At 64.0% G+C, this 20,320-nt stretch carries 15 protein-coding genes and 1 pseudogene; 10 read left to right on the plus strand and 6 right to left on the minus strand.

Features of this window, described 5'->3' with window-relative positions:
* The first annotated feature begins 325 nt into the window (after nt 1-325).
* From AB3X07_RS10950 to AB3X07_RS10970, 5 genes are read left to right on the plus strand one after another with little or no spacing between them, the layout of a single operon-like run.
* The gene (locus tag AB3X07_RS10950) at nt 326-1,657 is read left to right on the plus strand and encodes an SWIM zinc finger family protein (RefSeq protein ID WP_369944520.1); all 1,332 of its coding nucleotides are present in this window, start codon (nt 326-328) and stop codon (nt 1,655-1,657) included.
* Entirely contained in the window at nt 1,654-3,180 is a 1,527-nt protein-coding gene (locus tag AB3X07_RS10955; protein WP_369944521.1) for a DUF5691 domain-containing protein, read from the plus strand. Before AB3X07_RS10950 ends, AB3X07_RS10955 begins: the two co-directional genes overlap by 4 nt.
* 27 nt (nt 3,181-3,207) lie before the next feature.
* Entirely contained in the window at nt 3,208-4,290 is a 1,083-nt protein-coding gene (locus tag AB3X07_RS10960; protein WP_369944522.1) for an ATP-binding protein, read from the plus strand.
* 13 nt (nt 4,291-4,303) lie between these two features.
* A complete protein-coding gene (locus AB3X07_RS10965; RefSeq protein WP_369944523.1) occupies nt 4,304-6,640 on the plus strand; it encodes a DUF5682 family protein in 2,337 nt (778 codons plus the stop codon).
* On the plus strand, nt 6,637-7,818 hold the full coding sequence (locus AB3X07_RS10970) for a VWA domain-containing protein (RefSeq protein ID WP_369944524.1): 1,182 nt from the start codon (nt 6,637-6,639) through the stop codon (nt 7,816-7,818). The genes AB3X07_RS10965 and AB3X07_RS10970 overlap by 4 nt, the downstream gene beginning before the upstream one ends.
* Before the next feature lie 645 nt (nt 7,819-8,463).
* Here AB3X07_RS10970 and AB3X07_RS10975 read toward each other — a convergent pair.
* A complete protein-coding gene (locus AB3X07_RS10975; protein ID WP_229016225.1) occupies nt 8,464-9,039 on the minus strand; it encodes a 3'-5' exonuclease in 576 nt (191 codons plus the stop codon).
* Nucleotides 9,040-9,276: 237 nt separating this feature from the next.
* Between AB3X07_RS10975 and AB3X07_RS10980 the strand changes: the two genes are divergently transcribed.
* The 4 genes from AB3X07_RS10980 to AB3X07_RS10995 are packed head-to-tail and all read left to right on the plus strand — an operon-like array spanning nt 9,277 to nt 13,979.
* Nucleotides 9,277-10,476, plus strand: a complete 1,200-nt coding sequence (locus tag AB3X07_RS10980) for an HNH endonuclease (RefSeq protein ID WP_369944525.1) — start codon at nt 9,277-9,279, stop codon at nt 10,474-10,476.
* Complete coding sequence (locus AB3X07_RS10985) at nt 10,473-11,732, plus strand: nucleotidyltransferase (RefSeq protein ID WP_369944526.1); 1,260 nt, start codon at nt 10,473-10,475, stop codon at nt 11,730-11,732. The genes AB3X07_RS10980 and AB3X07_RS10985 overlap by 4 nt, the downstream gene beginning before the upstream one ends.
* Nucleotides 11,725-13,497 carry a ThiF family adenylyltransferase gene (locus tag AB3X07_RS10990; RefSeq protein WP_369944527.1) on the plus strand — a complete coding sequence of 591 codons (1,773 nt, stop codon included), beginning with the start codon at nt 11,725-11,727 and terminating at the stop codon, nt 13,495-13,497. Before AB3X07_RS10985 ends, AB3X07_RS10990 begins: the two co-directional genes overlap by 8 nt.
* A complete protein-coding gene (locus AB3X07_RS10995; protein ID WP_369944528.1) occupies nt 13,494-13,979 on the plus strand; it encodes a Mov34/MPN/PAD-1 family protein in 486 nt (161 codons plus the stop codon). The genes AB3X07_RS10990 and AB3X07_RS10995 overlap by 4 nt, the downstream gene beginning before the upstream one ends.
* 201 nt (nt 13,980-14,180) lie before the next feature.
* On the opposite strand, the gene AB3X07_RS11000 is transcribed toward AB3X07_RS10995, so the two are convergent.
* The 5 genes and pseudogenes from AB3X07_RS11000 to AB3X07_RS11020 all read right to left on the minus strand — a co-directional run bounded on the left by AB3X07_RS11000 (nt 14,181) and on the right by AB3X07_RS11020 (nt 19,085).
* Complete coding sequence (locus tag AB3X07_RS11000) at nt 14,181-15,953, minus strand: ATP-binding protein (protein ID WP_369944529.1); 1,773 nt, start codon at nt 15,951-15,953, stop codon at nt 14,181-14,183.
* Nucleotides 15,950-16,315 carry a hypothetical protein gene (locus AB3X07_RS11005; RefSeq protein ID WP_369944530.1) on the minus strand — a complete coding sequence of 122 codons (366 nt, stop codon included), beginning with the start codon at nt 16,313-16,315 and terminating at the stop codon, nt 15,950-15,952. Before AB3X07_RS11005 ends, AB3X07_RS11000 begins: the two co-directional genes overlap by 4 nt.
* Nucleotides 16,302-17,096 (minus strand): hypothetical protein, encoded by a 795-nt coding sequence (locus tag AB3X07_RS11010; RefSeq protein WP_369944531.1) that lies wholly within the window; start codon nt 17,094-17,096, stop codon nt 16,302-16,304. Before AB3X07_RS11010 ends, AB3X07_RS11005 begins: the two co-directional genes overlap by 14 nt.
* Nucleotides 17,097-17,243: 147 nt before the next feature.
* Nucleotides 17,244-17,798, minus strand: a complete 555-nt coding sequence (locus AB3X07_RS11015) for an XRE family transcriptional regulator (protein WP_369944532.1) — start codon at nt 17,796-17,798, stop codon at nt 17,244-17,246.
* Nucleotides 17,799-18,009: 211 nt separating this feature from the next.
* Nucleotides 18,010-19,085 (minus strand): annotated as a pseudogene (locus tag AB3X07_RS11020) (site-specific integrase).
* Between the two features lie 104 nt (nt 19,086-19,189).
* Between AB3X07_RS11020 and AB3X07_RS11025 the strand changes: the two are divergent.
* On the plus strand, nt 19,190-20,134 hold the full coding sequence (locus AB3X07_RS11025; RefSeq protein ID WP_369944533.1) for a DNA-binding protein: 945 nt from the start codon (nt 19,190-19,192) through the stop codon (nt 20,132-20,134).
* The last annotated feature ends 186 nt before the right edge of the window (nt 20,135-20,320 follow it).

The raw sequence follows: 20,320 nt of genomic DNA on the forward strand, positions 1-20,320 counted from the left end.
GAGGCCGGGCAGGGAGCGGGTGGGGCGATCCCACCCGTGGTCGCCAACCGGCTGACCTCGCTCGTCGCCGGCATGCTGGATAGGCTGTCCAAATCCTGCCGCTGCGGGCTGTGGTCTCTTTTGTTGCGAGCGGTCAGTGCCGGCAGCGGGCTGCCTACAGTTAGTAGCGACCATGCCGCGCGAATGACATTTGCCCTGGGGACTTCGCTACGACCGTGCGGCAGTTCGCGGAGCGGCGCAATCACTGCAACCAGCAACGACCAGGCGTCCTGCAACGGTATCCAACCTCGGCTATCATCCCGCCCAATCTGAGGTGAGTACGGATATGGATGTGCGACTCACGCGCGAGCAGGTGCTCGCGCTTGCGCCCGATGCGGCGTCGAGCAAGGCGGCCGGTGGTCTGGCCACGGACGGAAAGTGGGGCCTGCTCGGCGCCGACGCAGAAGCCCTGTGGGGCGAATGCCAAGGCAGCGGCGCCAAGCCGTACCAGACGCAGGTGGAGCTGACCACGCTGGCCAGCCGATGCTCGTGTCCCAGTCGCAAGTTCCCCTGCAAGCATGGCCTGGCCCTGATGCTGCTGCATGCCGCCGGCAACCCGCGCTGCGTCCCGAGCGAGCGCCCGGCCTGGGTGGACGAGTGGATGCAGGGCCGCCGCGCCCGTGCGATCCGCAAGGAGGAAGCCGCCGTCAGCGTCTCCTCGGCGGATCCGCAGGCGCAAGCCGCCGCTGCCGCCAAGCGCGAACAGGCGCGCTGGTCGCGCATGGAAGCCGGCGCGGCGGAACTGCAGCGCTGGGTGGCCGACCAGTTCCGCCAGGGGCTGGCCAACCTGGGCGGGGGCTTCGAGCAGGACGCGCAGCGGATGATGGCGCGCATGGTCGATGCCCAGGCCCCGGGACTCGCCAGCCGGCTGGAGCGCGCGTTGGGCGACGGCGGTCGCGACCTCGCCCAACTGGCCGAACTCGGCGAATGCCTGGGGCTGTTGCAGTTGCTCACCCAGGCGGTGCCGCGCATGGAGACCTTCGGCGCAGCGCGTCAGGCGGACCTGCGCGCAGCGCTGGGCTGGCCGATGGAGCGCGACGCGGTGCAGCGGGAGGGCGAGGCCGTGCGCGATCGCTGGCACGTGCAGGGTCAACACCTGATGGAACAGCCGGGCAACCTGGTGGAGCGCCGCGTGTGGCTGCATGGCCTGGAAAGTGGACGGCCCGCGCTGCTGCAGGACTACAGCCATGGCGGGCGCGGTTGGGAGCAGCACTGGCGCAATGGCCATGTGCATGCGGGCACGCTGCGTTTGCATCCGGGCACGGTCCCGCTGCGCGCGGTGCCGGGCGAGATGGCGGCCGGCACGGACGCCGGTACCGCGGTGCCCCGCGACGATACGCTGGATGCCGCCGCGCAGGCATACGCCACCAATCCATGGCTGCCGCAGGTGCCCATGCGCCTGGGAGAGGCGCACGTGGCGCACGATGGCCGCAACGCCTGGGCGCAGCATGCCGAAGTCACGCTGCCGCTGCGGCTGCCCACGTTGCAGGGCTGGGCGCTGATGGCGTTCGCCGGCGGCCATCCGCTGTGCCTGATGGGCGAATGGGATGGCCAGGCACTGCTGCCGCTTGCCGCCTGGAACGCGGTGGGCGAGCGCTGGGACAGGAGCGGGGCATGAGCGACGCATGGTTGAAGCCGGCGCTGCTGGGCATCGATCGCCCGCAGACCATCCCCGCCGAAGGCGCGCTGGGCGAGGTGCTCGCCGCGGTGGCCATGCAGGAAGACGCCGCGCTGGGGTACAGCCAACAGGTGGGCGTGCTGGCCGCGTGCCGGCGTGCGGCCCTGCGCATGGCCGCGCCGGTGCCCCTGCCACCGCCAGCGGACGTCGATCCTCTGGCGCTGCCCAGCGGCCACGCCTGGGCACCGCTGTTGCAAGCGCTGTTCGCCAGCGTGCAGCCGTCGCCATGGGTGAGGCGCGTCCGTTACGAAGCCTGCGTGCAGCTCGCTGCACGGCACCGGCATCTGCCGGTGGCGGTGCTGCCGCAGGCGCTGGACGCCGGCGCCCGCCTGGGCGCGTTGCGCTCGTGCCTACGCCCGGTGCTGGGCGTGCGTGGCCGCTGGCTGGCGGCGCGCAATGCGGACTGGGCCTACGCGGCGCAGACAGCGATCGAGGCGGATGCACCGGCGGACCTGGAGCAACTCTGGAACGAAGGCGCCTTCGATGCGCGCCTGCGGGCCTTTCAGCAACTGCGCGCGCACGACGCCGAGGATGCCCGTGCGCGATTGCAGGCCACGTTGAAGGACCTCTCCGCGCGCGAGCGGGTGGACTTCGTCGCCGCACTGCAGCCGCAACTGAGCGAGGCCGACGCGCCGCTGTTGCTGCCCCTGTTGAAGGACCGCAGCCGCGAAGTGCGCATGCTGGTGGGCCCGATGCTGGCTCGGCTGCCGTCCACGCCGCACGCGCAGTACGTGCAGGCCCAGATGCTCGCCCTGCTGCAGCACCAGCCGGGCGGGCTGCTGCGCCGGATGAGCTGGAAACTGGAAGCGCCGGCGGCGGCGGATGCAGGTTGGGCCGACGCTGCCATCGACGGCAAACGTCCCAACACCGATCTGTTGGGCGAGCGTGCCTGGTGGCTCTATCAGTTGGCGCGTCAGCTGCCGCTGGCATGGTGGTGCCATACCCTGGAAAAAACGCCAGCGCAGGTGCTGGCCTGGGCGCGCAGCACGGACTGGTACGACGCGCTGTTGCGCGCCTGGCTGGAGCGTGTGGACGCCAGCGAGCCGGAATGGGTGGAAGCCCTGGTCGCTGTGGAGCAGCGCCACATGCGCCTGGGCGAGCTGCTGGCCATGCTTCCGCCGGCGCAGCGCGAACGGCATTGGCCGGCCAGTGCCGCAGAACTTCAACAGAAACGCCTGTTCGGTGACGTGCTGGACAGCACGGGCCCGGGCCAAACCCTCAGTGCCGCTTATTCGCGGCAACTTGCTGCCGGGCTGGGCGCGCTGTTCGGCGAGGAATCGTTGCGTTACGACTACACCCTGCGCGACACGCTGCTGGAACTGTTGGCCGTGCTTCACCCCGCCGCGCTGCCGCACGTGCAGGTGGCCGACGCAGCGGCCGACGCCACCGAGGCCATGCGCGACTGCGTCCAGCAGGCACGCCAGCTTCTGGTCCTGCGCCAGACCCTGCACTCCGCTTTCTGATCCTCACGACCTTTCAATGGAGCCACCATGAATACTGCCGTCCTGCGCCAGCACGCCGAACACCAATACGCGGAAGAGCTGGAAGAACTGCGCCGCCAGGACACCCGCCAGCGGCCGGCCAACTGGCTCCTTTCGCCGTGGGCAGTGGTGACCTATCTGGTGGGCGGCACCCTGGAAAACGGCTTCGTGGTCAGCCCCAAGTACATCGGCGACCGACGCCTGATGGAAGTGGCCGTGGCCACCATCGCCACCGACCGTGCGCTGTTGCTGTTCGGGGTGCCGGGCACGGCCAAGTCGTGGGTGTCCGAGCACATGACCGCGGCCATCAGCGGCAACTCCACCCTGCTGGTGCAAGGCACGGCCGGTACCAGCGAAGAGCAGATCCGTTATGGCTGGAACTACGCGCAACTGTTGGCCTACGGCCCCAGCGAGAACGCGCTGGTGCCCAGTCCGCTGATGAACGCCATGCGCCTGGGCAAGATCGCGCGCATCGAGGAACTCACCCGCATTCCGGCGGACGTGCAGGACGCGCTCATCACCGTGCTGTCCGAAAAGACCCTGCCGGTGCCGGAACTGGGCAGCGAAGTGCAGGCCGTGCGCGGCTTCAGCGTGATTGCCACGGCCAACAACCGCGACAAGGGCGTGAACGAACTGTCCAGCGCGCTCAAGCGCCGCTTCAATACGGTGATCCTGCCGGTCCCCTCCAGCGAGGAGGACGAAGTGGCCATCGTCGTCAAGCGCGTGGCCGAAATGGGCGTGGCGCTGGAGCTGCCGGCCGAACCACCGGCGCTGCAGGAAGTCGCGCGCGTGGTCCGCATTTTCCGCGAGCTGCGCAACGGCGTGACCGAGGACGGCAAGGCCAAACTGAAGAGTCCCACCGCCACGCTCTCGACCGCCGAGGTCATCTCGGTGATCAACAACGGCATGGCCCTGGCCGGCCACTTCGGCGATGGCGTGCTGCGCCCGGGCGACATGGCCGCCGGCATGATCGGCGCCATCGTCAAGGATCCGGTGCAGGACGCGCTGGTGTGGAAGGAGTACCTGGAAACCGTGGTGAAGGAACGCGACGACTGGAAAGACCTGTACCGCGCGTTTCGCGATCACGTCTGAGCGGCCCGCGCCAATGAGCGAAGGCATCTCCCTGTTCGGCATCCGCCACCACGGCCCGGGCTGCGCGCGCAGCCTGCTGGCCGCGCTGGAGGCGCTGCGGCCGGACTGCGTCTTGATCGAAGGCCCGGCAGGGACCGAGGCGCTGCTGCCACACGTGGTGGAGGCGGGCATGCACCCGCCGGTGGCGTTGCTGTCCTACAGCGTGGACGACCCGCAGCTGGCGGTATTCCATCCATACGCGCTGTATTCGCCGGAATGGCAGGCCATGCACTGGGCGCTGCGCAAGGGCGTGCCGGTGCGCTTCATGGACGTGCCGCCGGCACTGACCCTGGAATGGCAGGCACAGACCCGCGCGGAGCGCCTGGCGCCGGAGGCGACGGACGCACTGGATGCAGCGGACGAAACCGCGATGCAGCCCCAAGGGGATGGCACATCCGCCGCAGAGGAATACACGGACGCCAAGGAAGACGCCGAAGCCCGCCTGGCCGACCCACTGGACTGGCTGGCGCGCGCCGCCGGCCACGCCGACGGCGAGGCCTGGTGGAATCACATGGTGGAAGAGCGGGGCGACGGGCAGGGGCTGTTCGATGCCATTGCCGAGGCCATGGCCGCGGTGCGCGAGCACACGCCCGAACATTCCGGCTTGCGCGGCGAGCACGAGGCCGTCCGCGAGGCGCACATGCGCACCGCGCTGCGCGGCGCCAGCAAGGAGTTCGCACGCGTCGCCGTCGTCTGCGGCGCCTGGCACGTGCCGGCACTGCAGCCGGCCGCGCTGCGCGCCAACAGCGCGACGGCCGACAATCGCCTGCTCAAGGGCATGCCCAAGCGCAAGACCCAGAGCACCTGGGTGCCGTGGACCTACCGTCACCTGAGCGCCGAAAGCGGATACGGTGCCGGGGTGGACGCCCCCGGCTGGTACGACCACCTGTGGCGCAACGCCGGCGCGCGCAACCAGCGCACCGTGGGCTGGTACGCCCGCGTGGGCCGTTTGCTGCGCGAGCACGGGCTGGATTGCTCGCCGGCCCATCTCATCGAAGCCACGCGCCTGGCCGACACCCTGGCCGCGCTGCGTGGTCATCCGGCGCCGGGACTGGACGACATTGCCGAAGCCAGCCGCGCCGTCCTCTGCAATGGCGACGACGCCCCCATGCGGCTCATCCGCGAACGCCTCATGGTGGGCGAGGCGCTGGGCCAGGTGCCCGACAGCGTGCCGGTGGTACCGCTGCAGCGCGACCTGGAGGCCCAGCAGAAGCGCCTGCGCCTGAAGCCCGAGGCCCTGGAAAAGACACTGGATCTGGACCTGCGCAAGGAGAACGACCTCGCGCGAAGCCACTTGCTGCATCGCCTGCGGCTGATCGGCATCGATTGGGGCAGGCTGGCGCGCACAGGGCATTCCGCGCGCGGTACCTTCCACGAGATCTGGCAGCTGGCGTGGCAGCCGCAGTTCCTGGTGGAGTTGGTGGAGGCCAGCCGCCACGGACAGACCCTGCTGGACGCCGCGACCAACAAGGCCATCGCGCAGGCGCACAAGGCCGAGGCGTTGCCGGAGCTTTCCGATCTGGTGGACCAGGTGCTGCTGGCCGACCTGCCGCAGGCGGTGCGCGCCATTGCCGCCGAACTGGAGGCGCGCGCAGCGACGGATGCCGATCCGCTGGCGCTGCTTGGCGCGCTGCCACCGCTGGCCAACATTCACCGCTACGGCAATGTGCGTCAGACCGAAGGCGTGCAGGTGGCGCACCTGTTCGACAGCATGCTGGAGCGCGCGGTCATCGGCCTGCCGCTGGCGCTTTCCAGCCTGGACGAAGCGCGCGCCGAACACGCACGTAACGTGGTACTGGGCGCCGACCGCGCCATCGGCCTGCGCCACAACGCAGGCGGCAGTGCCGGCTGGCAGCACGCACTGCAGCGGGTGGCGCTGTCGCCCGCGTGCAGCGCGCTGTTGCGCGGCGTCGCGCTGCGCTTGCTGTTCGACACGCAGGCGGTGGCGTCCGAAACGGTACACCTGCAACTGCAGCAGGAGCTTTCGCCGGGTGCCGAGCCCTTGCAATCGGCGCAGTGGCTGGACGGCTTCCTCAACCGCAACGCCACAGTTCTGCTGCACGACGATGCGGTATGGCGGATGATCGACGAATGGGTGTTGGCCCTGGACGACGCGCAACTGCTACGCGTGCTGCCGCTGGTGCGGCGCACCTTCGCGGCCTTCGAGGCGGCCGATCGCCGCGACCTGGGAACGCGTGTCAAGCGGCCCCCCATGCAGAAAGCTGCGGCTGTCCTGGCCCCGGACTGGAACCAGGCACGCGCCGACCGTGCGTTGCCGATGCTGCGTGAACTGCTCGGGCTGCCCGCATGACCGATACCACCGAAACACCGAATGCCTCGACCTCGCGCGAAGAACGCTGGCGCTTGATTCTGGGCCAGGAGGCCGATCGCAGCTGCGGCGCGTTGCCCAAGCACTTGCAGGGCATCGACCAGGCCCTGGCCGCGCTGTACGAGCCCGATGGCCCCGGCGGCCTGGGCCGCCGCGGCGGGCGCGGCGCGTCTTCCCCGAATGTGGCCCGCTGGCTGGGCGACATCCGCCGCTATTTCCCCTCATCGGTGGTCCAGGTGATGCAGCGCGACGCCCTGCAGCGGCTGGACCTCACCCAGATGCTGCTGGAAAAGGAGATGCTGGAGCAGGTGCAGCCCGACGTACACATGGTGGCCAACCTGATCGGCCTGAGCCGGGTGATTCCGGAGGAGACCAAGGACACCGCACGCATGGTCGTGCGCAAGGTAGTGGACGAACTGCTGCGCCAGCTCGATGAACCCATGCGCTCCGCGGTGACCGGGGCCCTGGACCGAGCCCGCCGCAACCGCCGCCCGCGCCTGGCCGAGATCGACTGGCACCGCACCATCCGCAGCAACCTGCGGCACTGGCAGCCGGAACTGCGCACCGTGGTGCCGCAGGAGGTTGTTGGCTATGGTCGCAAGGCAAGGAGGCCGCAACGCGAGGTGCTGTTGTGCATCGACCAGAGCGGTTCCATGGCGGCATCGGTGGTGTATTCGAGCATCTTCGGCGCGGTGATGGCCTCGTTGCCGGCGATCGCCACCCGCCTGGTGGTGTTCGACACCGAAGTGGTGGACATGACCGAGCAACTGGACGATCCCGTCGATCTGCTGTTCGGCGTGCAATTGGGCGGCGGCACCGACATCCACCGTGCGGTGAGCTACTGCCAGGGCATCATCCGCGAACCGCACAACGCCATCCTGGTGCTCATCTCCGACCTGTACGAGGGCGGGGTGGAAGCCAACCTGCTGGCCCGCGCGCGCGAACTGCTGGAGGCCGGCGTGCAGTTCATCGTCCTGCTGGCGCTCAGCGACGAAGGCGCACCGTCCTACGATCGAAGCCTGGCCACCAAGCTCGCGGCCCTGGGCGTCCCATCGTTTGCTTGCACGCCGGATGCCTTTCCGGGGCTGATGGCCGCCGCGATTCGTCGTGACGACATCAACCAATGGGCGGGTGGGCAGGGGTTGTTGACGACGCGTTGAAGGCTGTACCGGCTCCCTTGATAGGAGTCGCGGGTGGAGTAGGGAAGTAGGGAGCCGATGCACGATTAGGTAAATTTATCGGGGGTAGGGTGCCATGAATACAGTGAGAGACCCGCCTACGGTTGCTGGACTTCGATGCGATGGCGGAGGTGCTCGTGGTTCGGAGTCTGACCCATGCGCGTGTAGAACGAATCTAGGAACGCTGTGGCCGTGTTGATGGCCCAAGCCGCGCACTCGGGTGCCAATAAGCGGGGGCCATAGTGGTGCGTAGCCGGCAGGAAACTGAATGCTGTTTGCCGCCCGGGGGTATAGGGCGCTTCCGTAGAGGTTGTTGACTCCCACCATGTCTTCGGTGCCAGAATCCAACCAATCGCGTTTGTAGTGAACCAAACGGTTCCGAAGGTCCAGAAGGGTCTTGGCTCCCTGCCACGTGGCGTCTTCCTGGTCGAACTCTGATCCCCCCGCATCTATGCTTCCGTCTCGAATCAAAAAACCTGAGCGTGGCCAACTGCACGCGCGCCGCAGTCCTAGCAAACAGTATCAGCACTCCTCGTGGGCAGAAGCCCGCAGATATGTAGCATTGGGGCCTAGCCTAAACTTCCTGCATACCAGGTGGATTGGGACTCTACAACTTAACCCCTACAGTCAGCCGAGTGAATCACAACGATTATTTGGCATTTCGCGTAGTGAGCGCATCAAGCGAAAAAGTTCGGCCTGGTACAAGGCGTCTTCCAGGGCGTCATGATTCGGGGCTCGCTGCGGCTGCAAGCGCTTGCTCATCAGACTGGAACGCGTATCGCCCCATGAGCATCCTGTGGCGCCCATGTAGTAAGCCTTGATATCCAGGGCCGAAAAGCCAAACGGGTTGTCGCGTGTAAAGCGATGGAAGTAGTAGTTCACGAACGACCAGTCGAATGGCGCATTGAACCCCACGAAAACCAGTTTATCTCCCTCAGCCTGCAGGGACTGCAGCCACTGGGCAAAATGATTCATCGCAATGGCGGGCGCAGTGCCGGTTTTGGCCAGTTCACTCAACGACAAGCCGGTGGCGGCCAAGGCCTCGGGATCAGCGTTCTGATTCAGTGGCTGCAGCGTGCACGCGAAGGTCAGCTCATCGCGATCTACATCGCAGGCCCCCAGCGTGAGCAGGCTGAATTCGCCGGGGATCGGTCCGGAGGTCTCCACATCGACGGAGATGAAACGTTCGGGTGTGTTCGGCATGTAAAGCAAATCCTCAATAATCGGCCGCTCTCAATAGCATTGCCTTGGGCGATTTGCACTAGGTCAGAGCCCCACACGAAGCGCTTAGGGACCCTCCTGGTCCGTCGCACGCGCTAGAAGGATTCCGGGCCGCCTATTCATGAAAATGAATGAGCTAACGACCACTTTTCTCAATTTCTGAGACTTGAATAGCATTAGCTAGGGACATACGTAGCACTTTAATCACGGAGTGATGACATGACGCTAACAGAACAGCAAGCGAGTGACTCGCCGACCAAGACGGCCAGGCACGGCCGTTTTAGTACGACCGAAGAGATCAAGCGCATCGTTTGGACTCAAGCTGCCGGGCATTGCGAGCTGTGTGGTACCGATCTGATGCACGACTATAGGGTGGGCCAACCCATGAAGTGGGGCGAGGTCGCCCACATCATGCCAGCTAGTCCCAAAGGGCCTCGAGGACAAGCCCAGCACAACGCCGAACAGGCGCAGGCCCTGACCAATGATCCAGCCAACTTGATGCTGCTCTGTCCCAGCTGCCACGACAAGATCGATCGCGACGCAGAGGACTACCCCGAGCAGGATTTGAGCAACCTGCATCAGGCCCATTGTGAGCGGATTCGGTTGGCCGCCTCCACTCCAGAAGGTGGCCGGGCCATCGCCCTGATCGTGCAAAGCCGGCATTTCAGCACCCAGAACGAGATTGGGGAGCGCGCCTTCCTCACGGCCATGTCCGCTGAAGGACTGGCCGCCTTCGGCCATCCTGTGAAGCTAATTCTGGATGCGCCTGGGCCCGCGGGTCGCGATGCGGCCTACTGGAAGTTGCTGGAAAACAAGATGCGCTACGAGCTCGAACACAAGCTCAGCCAGCGCGGCGGCTCACATGGCGATGCGCCGGCATTGGCCGTGGTGGGCGTGGCCGATATGCCGGCGTTGGTCCTGTTGGGGCAATGTATTGGTGATCGCTCCAATCGCGCGTTGTTCTCCTTCAACCGTGAGCACGGCCTGAGCTGGCCCGACCCCGGCGCCGCGCCGCCAGAGTATCTGTACACCGCGCCACCCGACGGCGATGGGCCGTTGGCCTTGGTGCTGTCCATTTCCGCCCAAGTCCCTGATCGGGATGTGCTGGCTGCCTTGCCCGGCGCGCGCATTGCCACGCTGGCTATTTCCGAGCCCAGCTACGCGATGGTCAAGAACCGCGGCGTCATCCATGCCTTCCGCGATGCCTTGCAGATCCAGCTCAGCCGCCTGGAGGCCATGACGGCAGGGCCCATCCATGTCTTTCCGGCCGCGCCTGCGGCCTTGATGATCGAATTTGGGGCCCTGCTGACCACCGAACACCAACATCCCTATCTGATCTTTGATCGTGACAAGAACGATCAGGATCGTTTCAAACCCGCCTTGCCGTTGGGCCCTACGTCGAACACAGGTGAACCATGAACATGCACGTCAATACTGGCCACACCAAGTACAGCAGCTGGGAGTTTTTCCTACTGAGTGCGGCTGAGAGGATTTCGCTGAGCGAGGCGCAATACCAAATCATCAACAATCGCTACCAGCAATTGCAAAAGGTTCTGGATGCGGCTGACGATCCATTGTTGGCCGGGGCCCACATCTTTGTGCAAGGATCCATGCGCTTGCGCACGACGATCAAGCCGGTGGCGGACGCGCCCAAGGACTTGGGCACCATCGATGCCGATGCCATCGTCTGGTTGCCCCATGCGCAGGGCGCCAGCGCGATGCAGGTGCTGGATGCCATCTACAAGCGCTTTGATGACGGCAGCCGCGTCCAGGCCAAGATCGAACTGCTGCGGCGCGGCGTTCGCATCGTGTATGCCGATGATAATCCCGGCTTCCATATCGATGTCACGCCAGCCCGCGCCATTGCCGGCAATGGGCAGGAGAACGGTGCGGGCAAGCTCGAGGTACCGGACCGCGAAATGCGCAGCTGGAAGGCGAGCAGTCCGCTTCCATACGCGACCTGGCTGCAAACTGCATCTCAGGAGCAGATCGCCTTGGACAGCACGCATCGCTTGGCTAAGCGCGATGGCCGGCTGGTCGAAGCTTCGCAGGAGCCGCTGCCCGACTATGCGCTGTATTCGGAACAGGATCCGCTGCGTGCGGCGGTCAAGATGCTCAAGCGGCACCGTGATGAATGGGCCATTCGCACCCGGACGGAGGGGCATCGGCCGATCTCGGCGGTCATCACCACGTTGGCTAGCCAGGCCTATCTGGATGTCGCTAAGGCCTCCAAGGCCCGGGCATTGCGCCCGTTGGAGGCGATGATGGCCATCGTTCAGCGGATGCCGGCCCATATCCAGGGACATCCCGGCCACTACCAAGTCTGCAATCCAAAGGATCCGGGCGAGAACTTTGCCGAGAAGTGGAATCGTCCCGACGGGCAGCTTTACCGCCAGGCGTTCGATCGTTGGCATGCCCATGCGATGTCCTCCTTCGGGCTGGGTCTGCAGACCTTCAGCTCGACGGCGGACTTTACCGACTCGGTGAAGGAGAGCTTTGGCATCGGCGGTGCCTTTGTGGACGAGATCAACAATGCGATCCCGCCCAACTGGACCTTGCCTGGTCGTGCCGATACGGTGACCCGTAACGCCATGATGGCCGGCTCTTTCTTCGGCGAGGGGGTGCGAGGTCAGGGCTCGCAACAGGACGTGAAACCGGTCGGGCGCCTTGGCTAAGCCTGCGCAAAGTGATGTGCAGCGCGGCATCGCCGCGCTGCATGCGTTCTTGGGCCCGGATGTGGTCCAGACCTGGCTGACAGCGATCACGCCACGCTACAACGAAGCAGCGGCTTTCACCCTCCCGCTGCCGGCGGACTATACCGGCCTCTCACGCCGGCTACGCATCGGGTTTCCCTCGCAGTTCCCCTCAGGTCAACTGGCTCTGCAGGTGACGCCATCGCCCTGGCTTCAGTGGCCTCATGCCATGGAGAATGGCATGTGCCTGCACGGCTTTGGCGAGCGCCCGATTACGGGAACACCCGAGAGCATTGTCTGCGACAGTTTGAAACGACTCGGGCAAATTCTGGAATTTGCCGTTGAAGGATCTGATCCCCATCGTCGGGCAGCCGAGTTCCAGGCGGAGATCACCTCTTACTGGTCCCACCAGCTAAAAAGGTCCTCGCAGAGCTTGCTGCTGTTGAAGCGCCCCACGCAGGCCGGGCCCTTGTATGCCTTGAGTGATCCTCGACGCGAGGTGATATCGGGATGGGAAACGCTATGGCTATCGGATGACCAGGGCGCCCTGAGGAAGCATCACGAACGCGTCGTCGGAGTGGCTCGATCGATCCGCGAGCCGCTGGCTCCGGCGTTTTTCATCAAACTGCAGGACTATCCTCCACTGAGTGTTCCCACGGCTGAAGCATTCTTGGAATGGCTGATGCCGTATCTGGATGATGAGGATATTCCGGCCTTGTTGGATTGGCTGCAGCGCAGCGATGATCTTCCCGTTCGCTGGGCCGTGCTGGAACTGCCCGGTGAGCAAGCCGGGCCGCTGTTTTGCTTCAACCTGCGCTCCAAGGCGCTGCAACCCCGCCGAGGCCCGCGCTATGGGCTGCGCGCCGGGCGTCGACAGGGCGCGCAGAAGACAGCGTTGTTTCCCGCGGTTCTGCAGGTAGCCACGCTCGACTTGCTCGAGCGCGCTGCGATCCATTCAAGAGAACGCGCCGGAATGGCCGCAGATCTGGAACATCGCCGGGTCGCGTTGGTCGGTCTAGGTTCCTTGGGAAGTCCCGTGGCGATGTTGCTGGCCAAAGCCGGGGTAGGGCATCTGACATTGATTGACCCGGACAAGCTGGTTGGTCAGAACTTAGGCCGACATGCGTTAGGCATGGATGAGTTGGGAAAGTCCAAGGTAGGCGCGCTGCGGATGCGGCTCCAGCGGGATCTCCCCACCGTCCAGATCGAGGCCTACAACACCTTCGTGGAGGTCATCCTGACCGCCAAGACCGAGGTCCTGGACAAGGCAGACCTGGTTATCGTGACCAGTGCCGAATGGAGTTCAGAGGTAGCGCTGTGGCGCGCCAAGGCCAATGGCGCAGCGTGGCCGTTGATACAGGCATGGAGCGAACCCAATGCCTTTGTTGGTCATGCCCTGGTGGCGATTGAACCGGGCAGCGATGGGCGGCGATTGTTCAATGAGCGCGGTGATTTTTGCCAGGCGTTCACCCAGTGGCCTGATGGTGGCGTGGTGCCGCTGCCGGCCTGCGGGGAGAGCTTCATTCCGGGAGGTGCGACGGGTCTAGCCAGCGTGGTATCGATGGTCGTCAACAGCGCGATACGCGTGTTGCGCGACCAAATGCCCGCACAGGCATGGGTCAGCAGTATCTCTACTCCTGACGAAGTAGCAACATTGAAGGGGCACTACCAAGGCCCACGCCTGGAGCCCGGTCAGGTCCATATGGTGTTGGAGCGTGAGTGGCCGGCCGGCGAGGAGCGCCATTGAACAAGATTGCCTGGCGATGGCGGTGGCCCGGTCACAGCGCAGAGCTGCTTGTCACCGAGACTGTGGCGCAGGTATTGAGCGCACATCGTCAGCGGATCTGGGAGACCGAGCGCGGCGGCCAGCTCTTTGTCGATCCGGATGATCGGCGAGGGCTCGTGCTCGTCAGCGCCACCTCGCCCCATCCGGCAGATCGGGCAGGGTGGGCGTGGCTGGAACTGGATGCCAAACGATGCCGACAAGAGATCGGCCAAGCCAACGCCCGGGGCTGGCGTCTGGTGGGCTATTGGCATACCCATCCACAGGTGATGCCCAAGATATCGCCCAAGGATGTGGCGAGCTTTTCAGCTTTTGCTACGCAGCATGCCGTTGCATTGTCATCACCATTGGCGGTCATTGTGGGCAAGTCCGCGCACACGCGTGGGATTCGTGCGTGGTCGATTCGAGATGGCCAACCGAAAGAAGGACAATGGGCCCCGGCATGAACCGCGTCTTTTCGCCCTGCGGTAACAAGACACGGCCAGTCTCGCGCGGGCGAAGGCGTCACAGGTACGGGAAACAATCATGAGATATGAAACTGCACTACAGGTTGTACGCCGCGTAAAAATGCCTTGGTTGGCAATCGATTGGACCATCCCGTGCCGCGCTGGCTTCAGGGTATCGTGGATACGGTTTTGGGTTTAGCTCTAAGCGTGCCAGAGTTCCTGAAGGTCGATATCCCCACTGTCTGGACGTCGGTTGGAGCTGAGCATGTCTACCTGAACCACCATCGGCAGGTCGAAGGCGGTTCCCGTCACCACGCAGCAGCCTTGGGTCAGGTTCGGAATCAGCGCACGGGAAATCGGGTCCAAGGTCGAGATAGTGTTGTCGATCAGGAACAGGTCGCGGTCATTTACTAGACGATGGATCAGGAAGTTGTGGATCTGAGACACGATGGTCGGAGAGATGTCTGCCGGCCGCTGGCTGGCAATGGTCAGGAAGGCGCCGAACTTGCGTCCTTCCTTAATGATTTCTTCAAACAGCTCCAGACGGTAGTCCTTCCACGCCTCCGCCTCGCGGGTAGACATCTCTGACAGGATGTTGTGAGCCTCATCGATTATGAGGTGTAACGTGCGGTCCGGCGGCGAGGCCACGGCAGCGCGATGATGGTGATACGCGTGTTTGGCGATGAGGATGGGAAGAATCTTCTTTGCGTCGGTGCTGCACCTCTTAAGCGATACGACCGTCAGCGTGGAGGGGGGCAGGGCGTCTTGGATCGCCACCTGAACAGTTTTGCGCAGCATGGCGATCGCTCCCTCCATGCGCTTCATCAGCGGCAGAATGTGATCTAGCTGAACTTGACCCGTGCCGATATCGTTCATCAACCCTAGTTGGCAGCGAACGTCCAACTCGTCAAACGCGTCCATGTCGGGGAGTTCTGCGGCATCAACGATTGGGGCGAGCGCGTTAGCGTAGCCAATTCCGTCTGCGTTGAACCAGGTGCCGCTGCGCGGATTATTGAAGGTTGCCACGGCGCCGTACCATTGAATTTCGTCGAGCGCTTGAATGAGATCGTCTAGGCCCAACTGGCTGACCAAGAACCTAGCTCGATCAAGGAGCTCTGGACGCGGGCGGCTCGATGTGAATATTTTCTTGACCACGCTCCGAAAATAGCGGGGCAACGAATCTTGCAAGTGGCCAAAGCGCCTGCGGCCTTCCACCACACGGCTTAGGAAGGGGCGCTGGGTGTGCTGGGTAGCCTGGAAGAGCAGCGCAAGGGTCTCGACATCCCAGAATTCGTCAAACGTGATCGTGATGCGGTCGCCGAGAACGCGCCCGGTCGAAACGTCGAGCACCCGCTTGTAGGGGGCGTCGACCAGCTGAGCTTGAGTGTATTCGCCGTTGAAGTCGATGAGAAGGAAGCGGCTGCGCTGAGCTAAGCCGGGTGGGTTACGCTCGAACAACGCCGTGTACAACTTGGCTAAGGTATTGGATTTTCCGCTGCCCGTGTTCCCAAAGATGCCGATGTGGCTATTGAAGACGCGAGTGTATGGCAGCGCGACCGGAAGGCCCTCCTTCTGCAGCATTCCGATACGCAAGCCAGGGGTATGTGCCGATCGATCAAAGATCTGCGCAATCCGCTGGTCAGACAAGAGGTGCGCTTCATCCAAGATCATGGGCAAGAACTTGATCCCATGCACGAAGCGGTCATTCTCAAAATATCCGATGGGCCGCGCGTCGACGCGACGCACATATTCGGTACGAACACCGTCCGTCTCACTCCGACGTTCGTCAAGGAATTCGCCCTCGACCATGCAGATAATGTCGCGAAAGCCGCGGGAGATTGCTAAATACTCACGGATCGAAATTCCCTTCAGCCGTTCGCCACGAACGAATAAGACCTCCTTGCTAGATTCTTCATCGATGCGGAGCGTGACCTTGGTGCCCGCCACCGCAATGACCGCACCGACCCGCATCATGGGGCCGCCCCAACCACCGGCCCCGCAGCGGACGATGGGCTAACGGAGGTGAGCATGGCGTTGAACGTGTCGAAGGTGAGGAGGCCGTCCGCGGCCGTCACACAGGCAACATTCGCGTAGTCCGCAAACTGGACGGACAAGCGCGCATACTCGGTCTCGTTGAAGCACGTGACAAATACCATCAACTGTGGGTTGGACAGCGAGCGCTTAACGAGGTTGAGGATATGCTCATCCGCGAAAGAAAATCCGAAGGTGATGAGTACGGAATTCTCTCGCTCCAGCTCAAAGCTAAGCATGCGGAGCATCTGATAGTAGTGCTCTTCAAACACCGTTTCGTGGAACTTCCACTTAGTTGGGTTCACGATCGGAAGCCGGCGGTAGGCTGTCCAAAACGTTTCCATCTGGGCTTGAGTTAGGGGGGGCGTCAGGCAGTGCGGTGTCTGGGCCGCCGGCCTCTAATTGCTCCCAATACTCCTTAACAGCCTCGCGCATCCCCTCATCGACCAACGGGGCGTCCGCCAAGTGATCATGGTTGTAGGACACATGCACTTGATCGGCATGCCGGGACCAATAAACCGAGCCATGTAAGTTTATGATATTGATCTGAGGGACGGTCTGACGATGCCGCTCGAAGATGCCGGTGCGCGTGAGATAGGTGTTGTAGTTCCGCGCCTCGACCACACGTTGGAAGAAGCCGCGGCTCCCGTCATTGACTACGAAATCCTGCCCACCCTCGAGCGTGATGCGATTGGCCGCTTCCGGAAGGCATCCGTCGTAGTTAGTGGTGAACACATTGCAGCGCCGGTCGACCCCGCGCCGGCGCTGGAGCAGCGTGAGCACTGCCCGGATGAAGCGCTCGTAATTGGCTTGGACCGCAGATCGCGCGGGGTCGTTACGAATGGCTTCGAACGACATCTGCTGAGCTGGGCGAATGCACTGGTCGTAGTAGTGCATGAATAGCGCGGTGTGCCGCTTCCTATCTTCCTGCTGTTCGTAAGACGTCGCCAAAGTCTCGATGGTATGTGCCCTGCCTTCGTCCCATGTGACCTTCAACGCAAGGGTGGGCAGCAGGCCGAATGAGGCGCCGGGCCCGATCAGGAAGTTGAGGGGTTTGTCGTAAATCGCGTTGACATCGAAGTTCATGGCCAGTCCTTGGAAGAGTGAGATCTATGTCTTACAGGCGCATATGTCGCGATCTGTACGAGACCCTTTGCTTCAACCACGAGCGCCGGGTTAAGACCGCGCATATGCTTGTCTCGGTGTACGGGGATCGAGCAAGCACTTGAGCACTTAGCCGATGCGCGCCGCCTTAGGGGTCGCGATCTGGGTCGACTCGTGGCCAAGACGGAATGCCACGACGTAAAGGACAGTGGCGTTCATAGGCGCGCCCGAGCCCATCCGGACGGCGACCTTGCGCTGACCGTGACACAACGATACGCCCAGCACCTGCAGCGCGTCGATGTGCTGCTGCAGCTCGTCGTAGATGTCGAGCTTGTTGGTTTCCGAGTACAGGTCGTGGCAGTCGCGGTACTCACGGTAAGAGTCGATCAGCGCAGCGAACTCGGCCGCCGCCTCGCGCGGCAGCTCGAAGGTCGGCTCGGACAGATCCATCTCGCACGACGTGATCAAGCTGGCCAGCTGACGGCCCGTGGTCAGCGGTGCCACCGCCAGGGTGATGTGGTCGCGCTCGAACTGTGCTTGCGCCGCCTGCAGCTCCTCGGCCGTGGGCAGCGAGAAGGGCTTATTGAGCGCATCAATGTCGTTGAGGTCGAAGACGCGAGCCAGGGCACGACGGGTGTCGAAACTGGCCGAGTCGCCCTGTTCGACCCGCTGGACGGTGCGCACGCTCAGGCCCGAGATCTCGGCCAGTTGCTCTTGCGACCAATGGCGTAGCTCGCGGGAATTGGCGGATGCAGGCGCCGACTTCGGCTGTGGTCAGCAGGCGGGGCGGGGTAGCGGTGGTCATGGGGTGTAACTCCGGTGCGGTAGGAATCCCAGACTAGGAAGGCGCCGGACCTGGCAACACGACAGCAGCCCGACAGGCGCCCGACACGGGTCAATTATCCAGTAGCCGGGACGCCGGGTTCTTCGGCGCATTGCCAGCTTGGAAATACCCCACCACGCTCGACACAGACCGGTGCTCGGTCAGCTGCATGATCGCCGGCAGAGCCGCGCCCTGGCGGCTGGCCTCGGTCACGAACCCCGATCGCAGACTGTGACCTCCGAAATCCCCCTCCAGTCCGGCCAGTCGCGCCCGCCGCTGTACGATCTCGCCTACCGCGGCCGGAGACAGGGCGGGGCCGACGCGCTGCTTCCAGAGCCGTCGGAAGATCGCCCCTTCGGTGATCCCGGCTGCGTCCAGCCAGTCCTGCAGCGCGAGGGCGGCCCTATCGAGCACCGGCTTGTCCGGGGTCGAGCTCGCGGTGACGCCGGCCTGCTGTGCTCCAGACGGTAGATGTAGCCCGCCTCGCCGATCCGGCGCAGGTCGCGCAGGTCGGCGGCGGCGATCTCACTGCGCCGGCGCCCACCGCTGGCAAACCCGAAGCAGAGTAGGGCGCGATCCCGTATTCCTTCCAGGCTGTCGTCGCAGGTGGCCAGCAGGGCTTCCAGCTCGGGCAGGGTGATCGCGGTCTTCTTGCGCGGCCGCTCGCCGCGTTTGACTGCGGCTCGGGCGGCGCGGCTGAGCACGGTGCGGATCGCTGGCTGTTCGCAGGGATTGGTCGCCTTTTTGAGCCTGTGCGCGGTGGACAGCACGGCGACCCGATGCCGCACGGTGGCCAAGGTCCAGGGTCCAAGCTTGGCCTTCAGGCCGGCCGCCACCAAGGCCTGGTCCACGATCGGCGGCAGCTCCCACGCCAGCTCACCGTCAGTCGAGCGGCGCTGCACGTGATCGACCACAAACTGCAGCACAGTGGCTTCGGGCACCGGCAATGCGAGCTCGATGCCGTAGCGCGCCGCATGCCAGCCGGCCCAGTAGCGCAGGGCACTGGTGTAGCTGCGGGTGGTGTTCTCGGCCGCTGCTTCGGCCAGCAGTTCGCGCACCGCGTCCGCCGCCTGTTGCGCCAGCTGTTCGGGCAGTACCAGATGGTGGACAGTCTGGGCGAGGGCGGCACTAGTGGAATTATCATTCATAGTATGTAATGTATGCTACGAATAAGTAGGCGTAGCCACGATAATCATCACTTATCGCGAGTACGTCAACTGCGGGGCAGGGCGCCAATCCGGGAGGCACTTCAATGGCCAGAGGCATCACAGAATCAGACGTCCACGCCGCCGCCGACGCGCTTGTCGCGCTTGGCGAACGTCCGACCGTCGAACGCATCCGTGCTCATCTTGGTACAGGCTCCCCGAATACCGTCGTTCGGTGGCTGGATACATGGTGGCGCGGATTGGGGACGCGCCTGGCGCAAAACGACCAGATCCGCGTAGTCACAGCCAATGTGCCCGAGGCAGTGGCAGCCCTGGCAGGGCAGTGGTGGGCGTTAGCTCTTGACCATGCGCGGAACCATGCCGATGAAGCCATCGCCAGTGAGCGTGCCGCCCTACTGAGCGCCCGAGATGAATTAGAACGCGATCGCCACAGCATCCAGGCCGAACTCGGCCGGCTTAGGGGCGAGGCAGAGGTGGCTCATCACGCCGAACAGCTCGCGACAGCCCGCGCCGGCGAACTCGAGCGTCTCGTTGCGCAACTCCGGCAGCAGCTAGATGAGTTCTGCCAGCAGCGCGACGCGGCAACACTGCGTGTATCAGAAGTAGAAAGAGCCTGCGAAGCACTGCAGATTCAGCTTCAGCATGTGCAGGAAGCGGCGCGTGCTGAGCGCGACGCTTTGACCCAGCATGTGCGTGCTACGGAAGACCGTGCACATGCGGAAGTGGATCGGGCGCGCCAGGAGGCCAAGGAGGCTCAACAGCAACTGATGAGCCTCCGAAAAGAAGTTGCAATGACCGAACGGCTGCATGGCGAGGAGCTTGAGCGCGCGAAAGCCACGGTCTCTCAGACTCGCCAGGAATTTACCGTCCAGCAAGCGCGTGCCGACGCGTTGGAGGCACAGCTGGCCAAATTGAACGATCTCCCTGCGGCACTCGAAGCGGCTTGGTACCAACGTGTTGGACACGGTCAGCCCAAGCCTCCTAAACCAGCACGCTCTAGGCGCAGTCGCGGCAAAGTGGCTGCAACCTGACACAGATCAAGCTGCTCTGCATAGCGACACTGGCACGAAGAGCGTCCATGCGTTACTTTGGATCGTGTCCTTGGAGAGGGAAAAAAGCCTTTGAAATCAAGCAGGAGCACGATCCAAGCGAAAAGGACACGAACTAAAGAAACTGACAAGCATGGTGCTGCCGCTGGTGCAAAGGCTGCCGGTTGG

This window comes from Xanthomonas sp. DAR 35659, assembly GCF_041242975.1.
Taxonomy (GTDB): domain Bacteria; phylum Pseudomonadota; class Gammaproteobacteria; order Xanthomonadales; family Xanthomonadaceae; genus Xanthomonas_A; species Xanthomonas_A medicagonis.

Coding starts and splice junctions, on each gene's coding strand:
- AB3X07_RS10970 (WP_369944524.1), top strand. CDS start 6,637: ATGACCGATACCACCGAAACACCGAATGCCTCGACCTCGCGCGAAGAA.
- AB3X07_RS10960 (WP_369944522.1), top strand. CDS start 3,208: ATGAATACTGCCGTCCTGCGCCAGCACGCCGAACACCAATACGCGGAA.
- AB3X07_RS11010 (WP_369944531.1), bottom strand. CDS start 17,096: ATGAACTTCGATGTCAACGCGATTTACGACAAACCCCTCAACTTCCTG.
- AB3X07_RS10950 (WP_369944520.1), top strand. CDS start 326: ATGGATGTGCGACTCACGCGCGAGCAGGTGCTCGCGCTTGCGCCCGAT.
- AB3X07_RS10980 (WP_369944525.1), top strand. CDS start 9,277: ATGACGCTAACAGAACAGCAAGCGAGTGACTCGCCGACCAAGACGGCC.
- AB3X07_RS10955 (WP_369944521.1), top strand. CDS start 1,654: ATGAGCGACGCATGGTTGAAGCCGGCGCTGCTGGGCATCGATCGCCCG.
- AB3X07_RS10965 (WP_369944523.1), top strand. CDS start 4,304: ATGAGCGAAGGCATCTCCCTGTTCGGCATCCGCCACCACGGCCCGGGC.
- AB3X07_RS10975 (WP_229016225.1), bottom strand. CDS start 9,039: ATGCCGAACACACCCGAACGTTTCATCTCCGTCGATGTGGAGACCTCC.
- AB3X07_RS11000 (WP_369944529.1), bottom strand. CDS start 15,953: ATGATGCGGGTCGGTGCGGTCATTGCGGTGGCGGGCACCAAGGTCACG.
- AB3X07_RS11025 (WP_369944533.1), top strand. CDS start 19,190: ATGGCCAGAGGCATCACAGAATCAGACGTCCACGCCGCCGCCGACGCG.
- AB3X07_RS10985 (WP_369944526.1), top strand. CDS start 10,473: ATGAACATGCACGTCAATACTGGCCACACCAAGTACAGCAGCTGGGAG.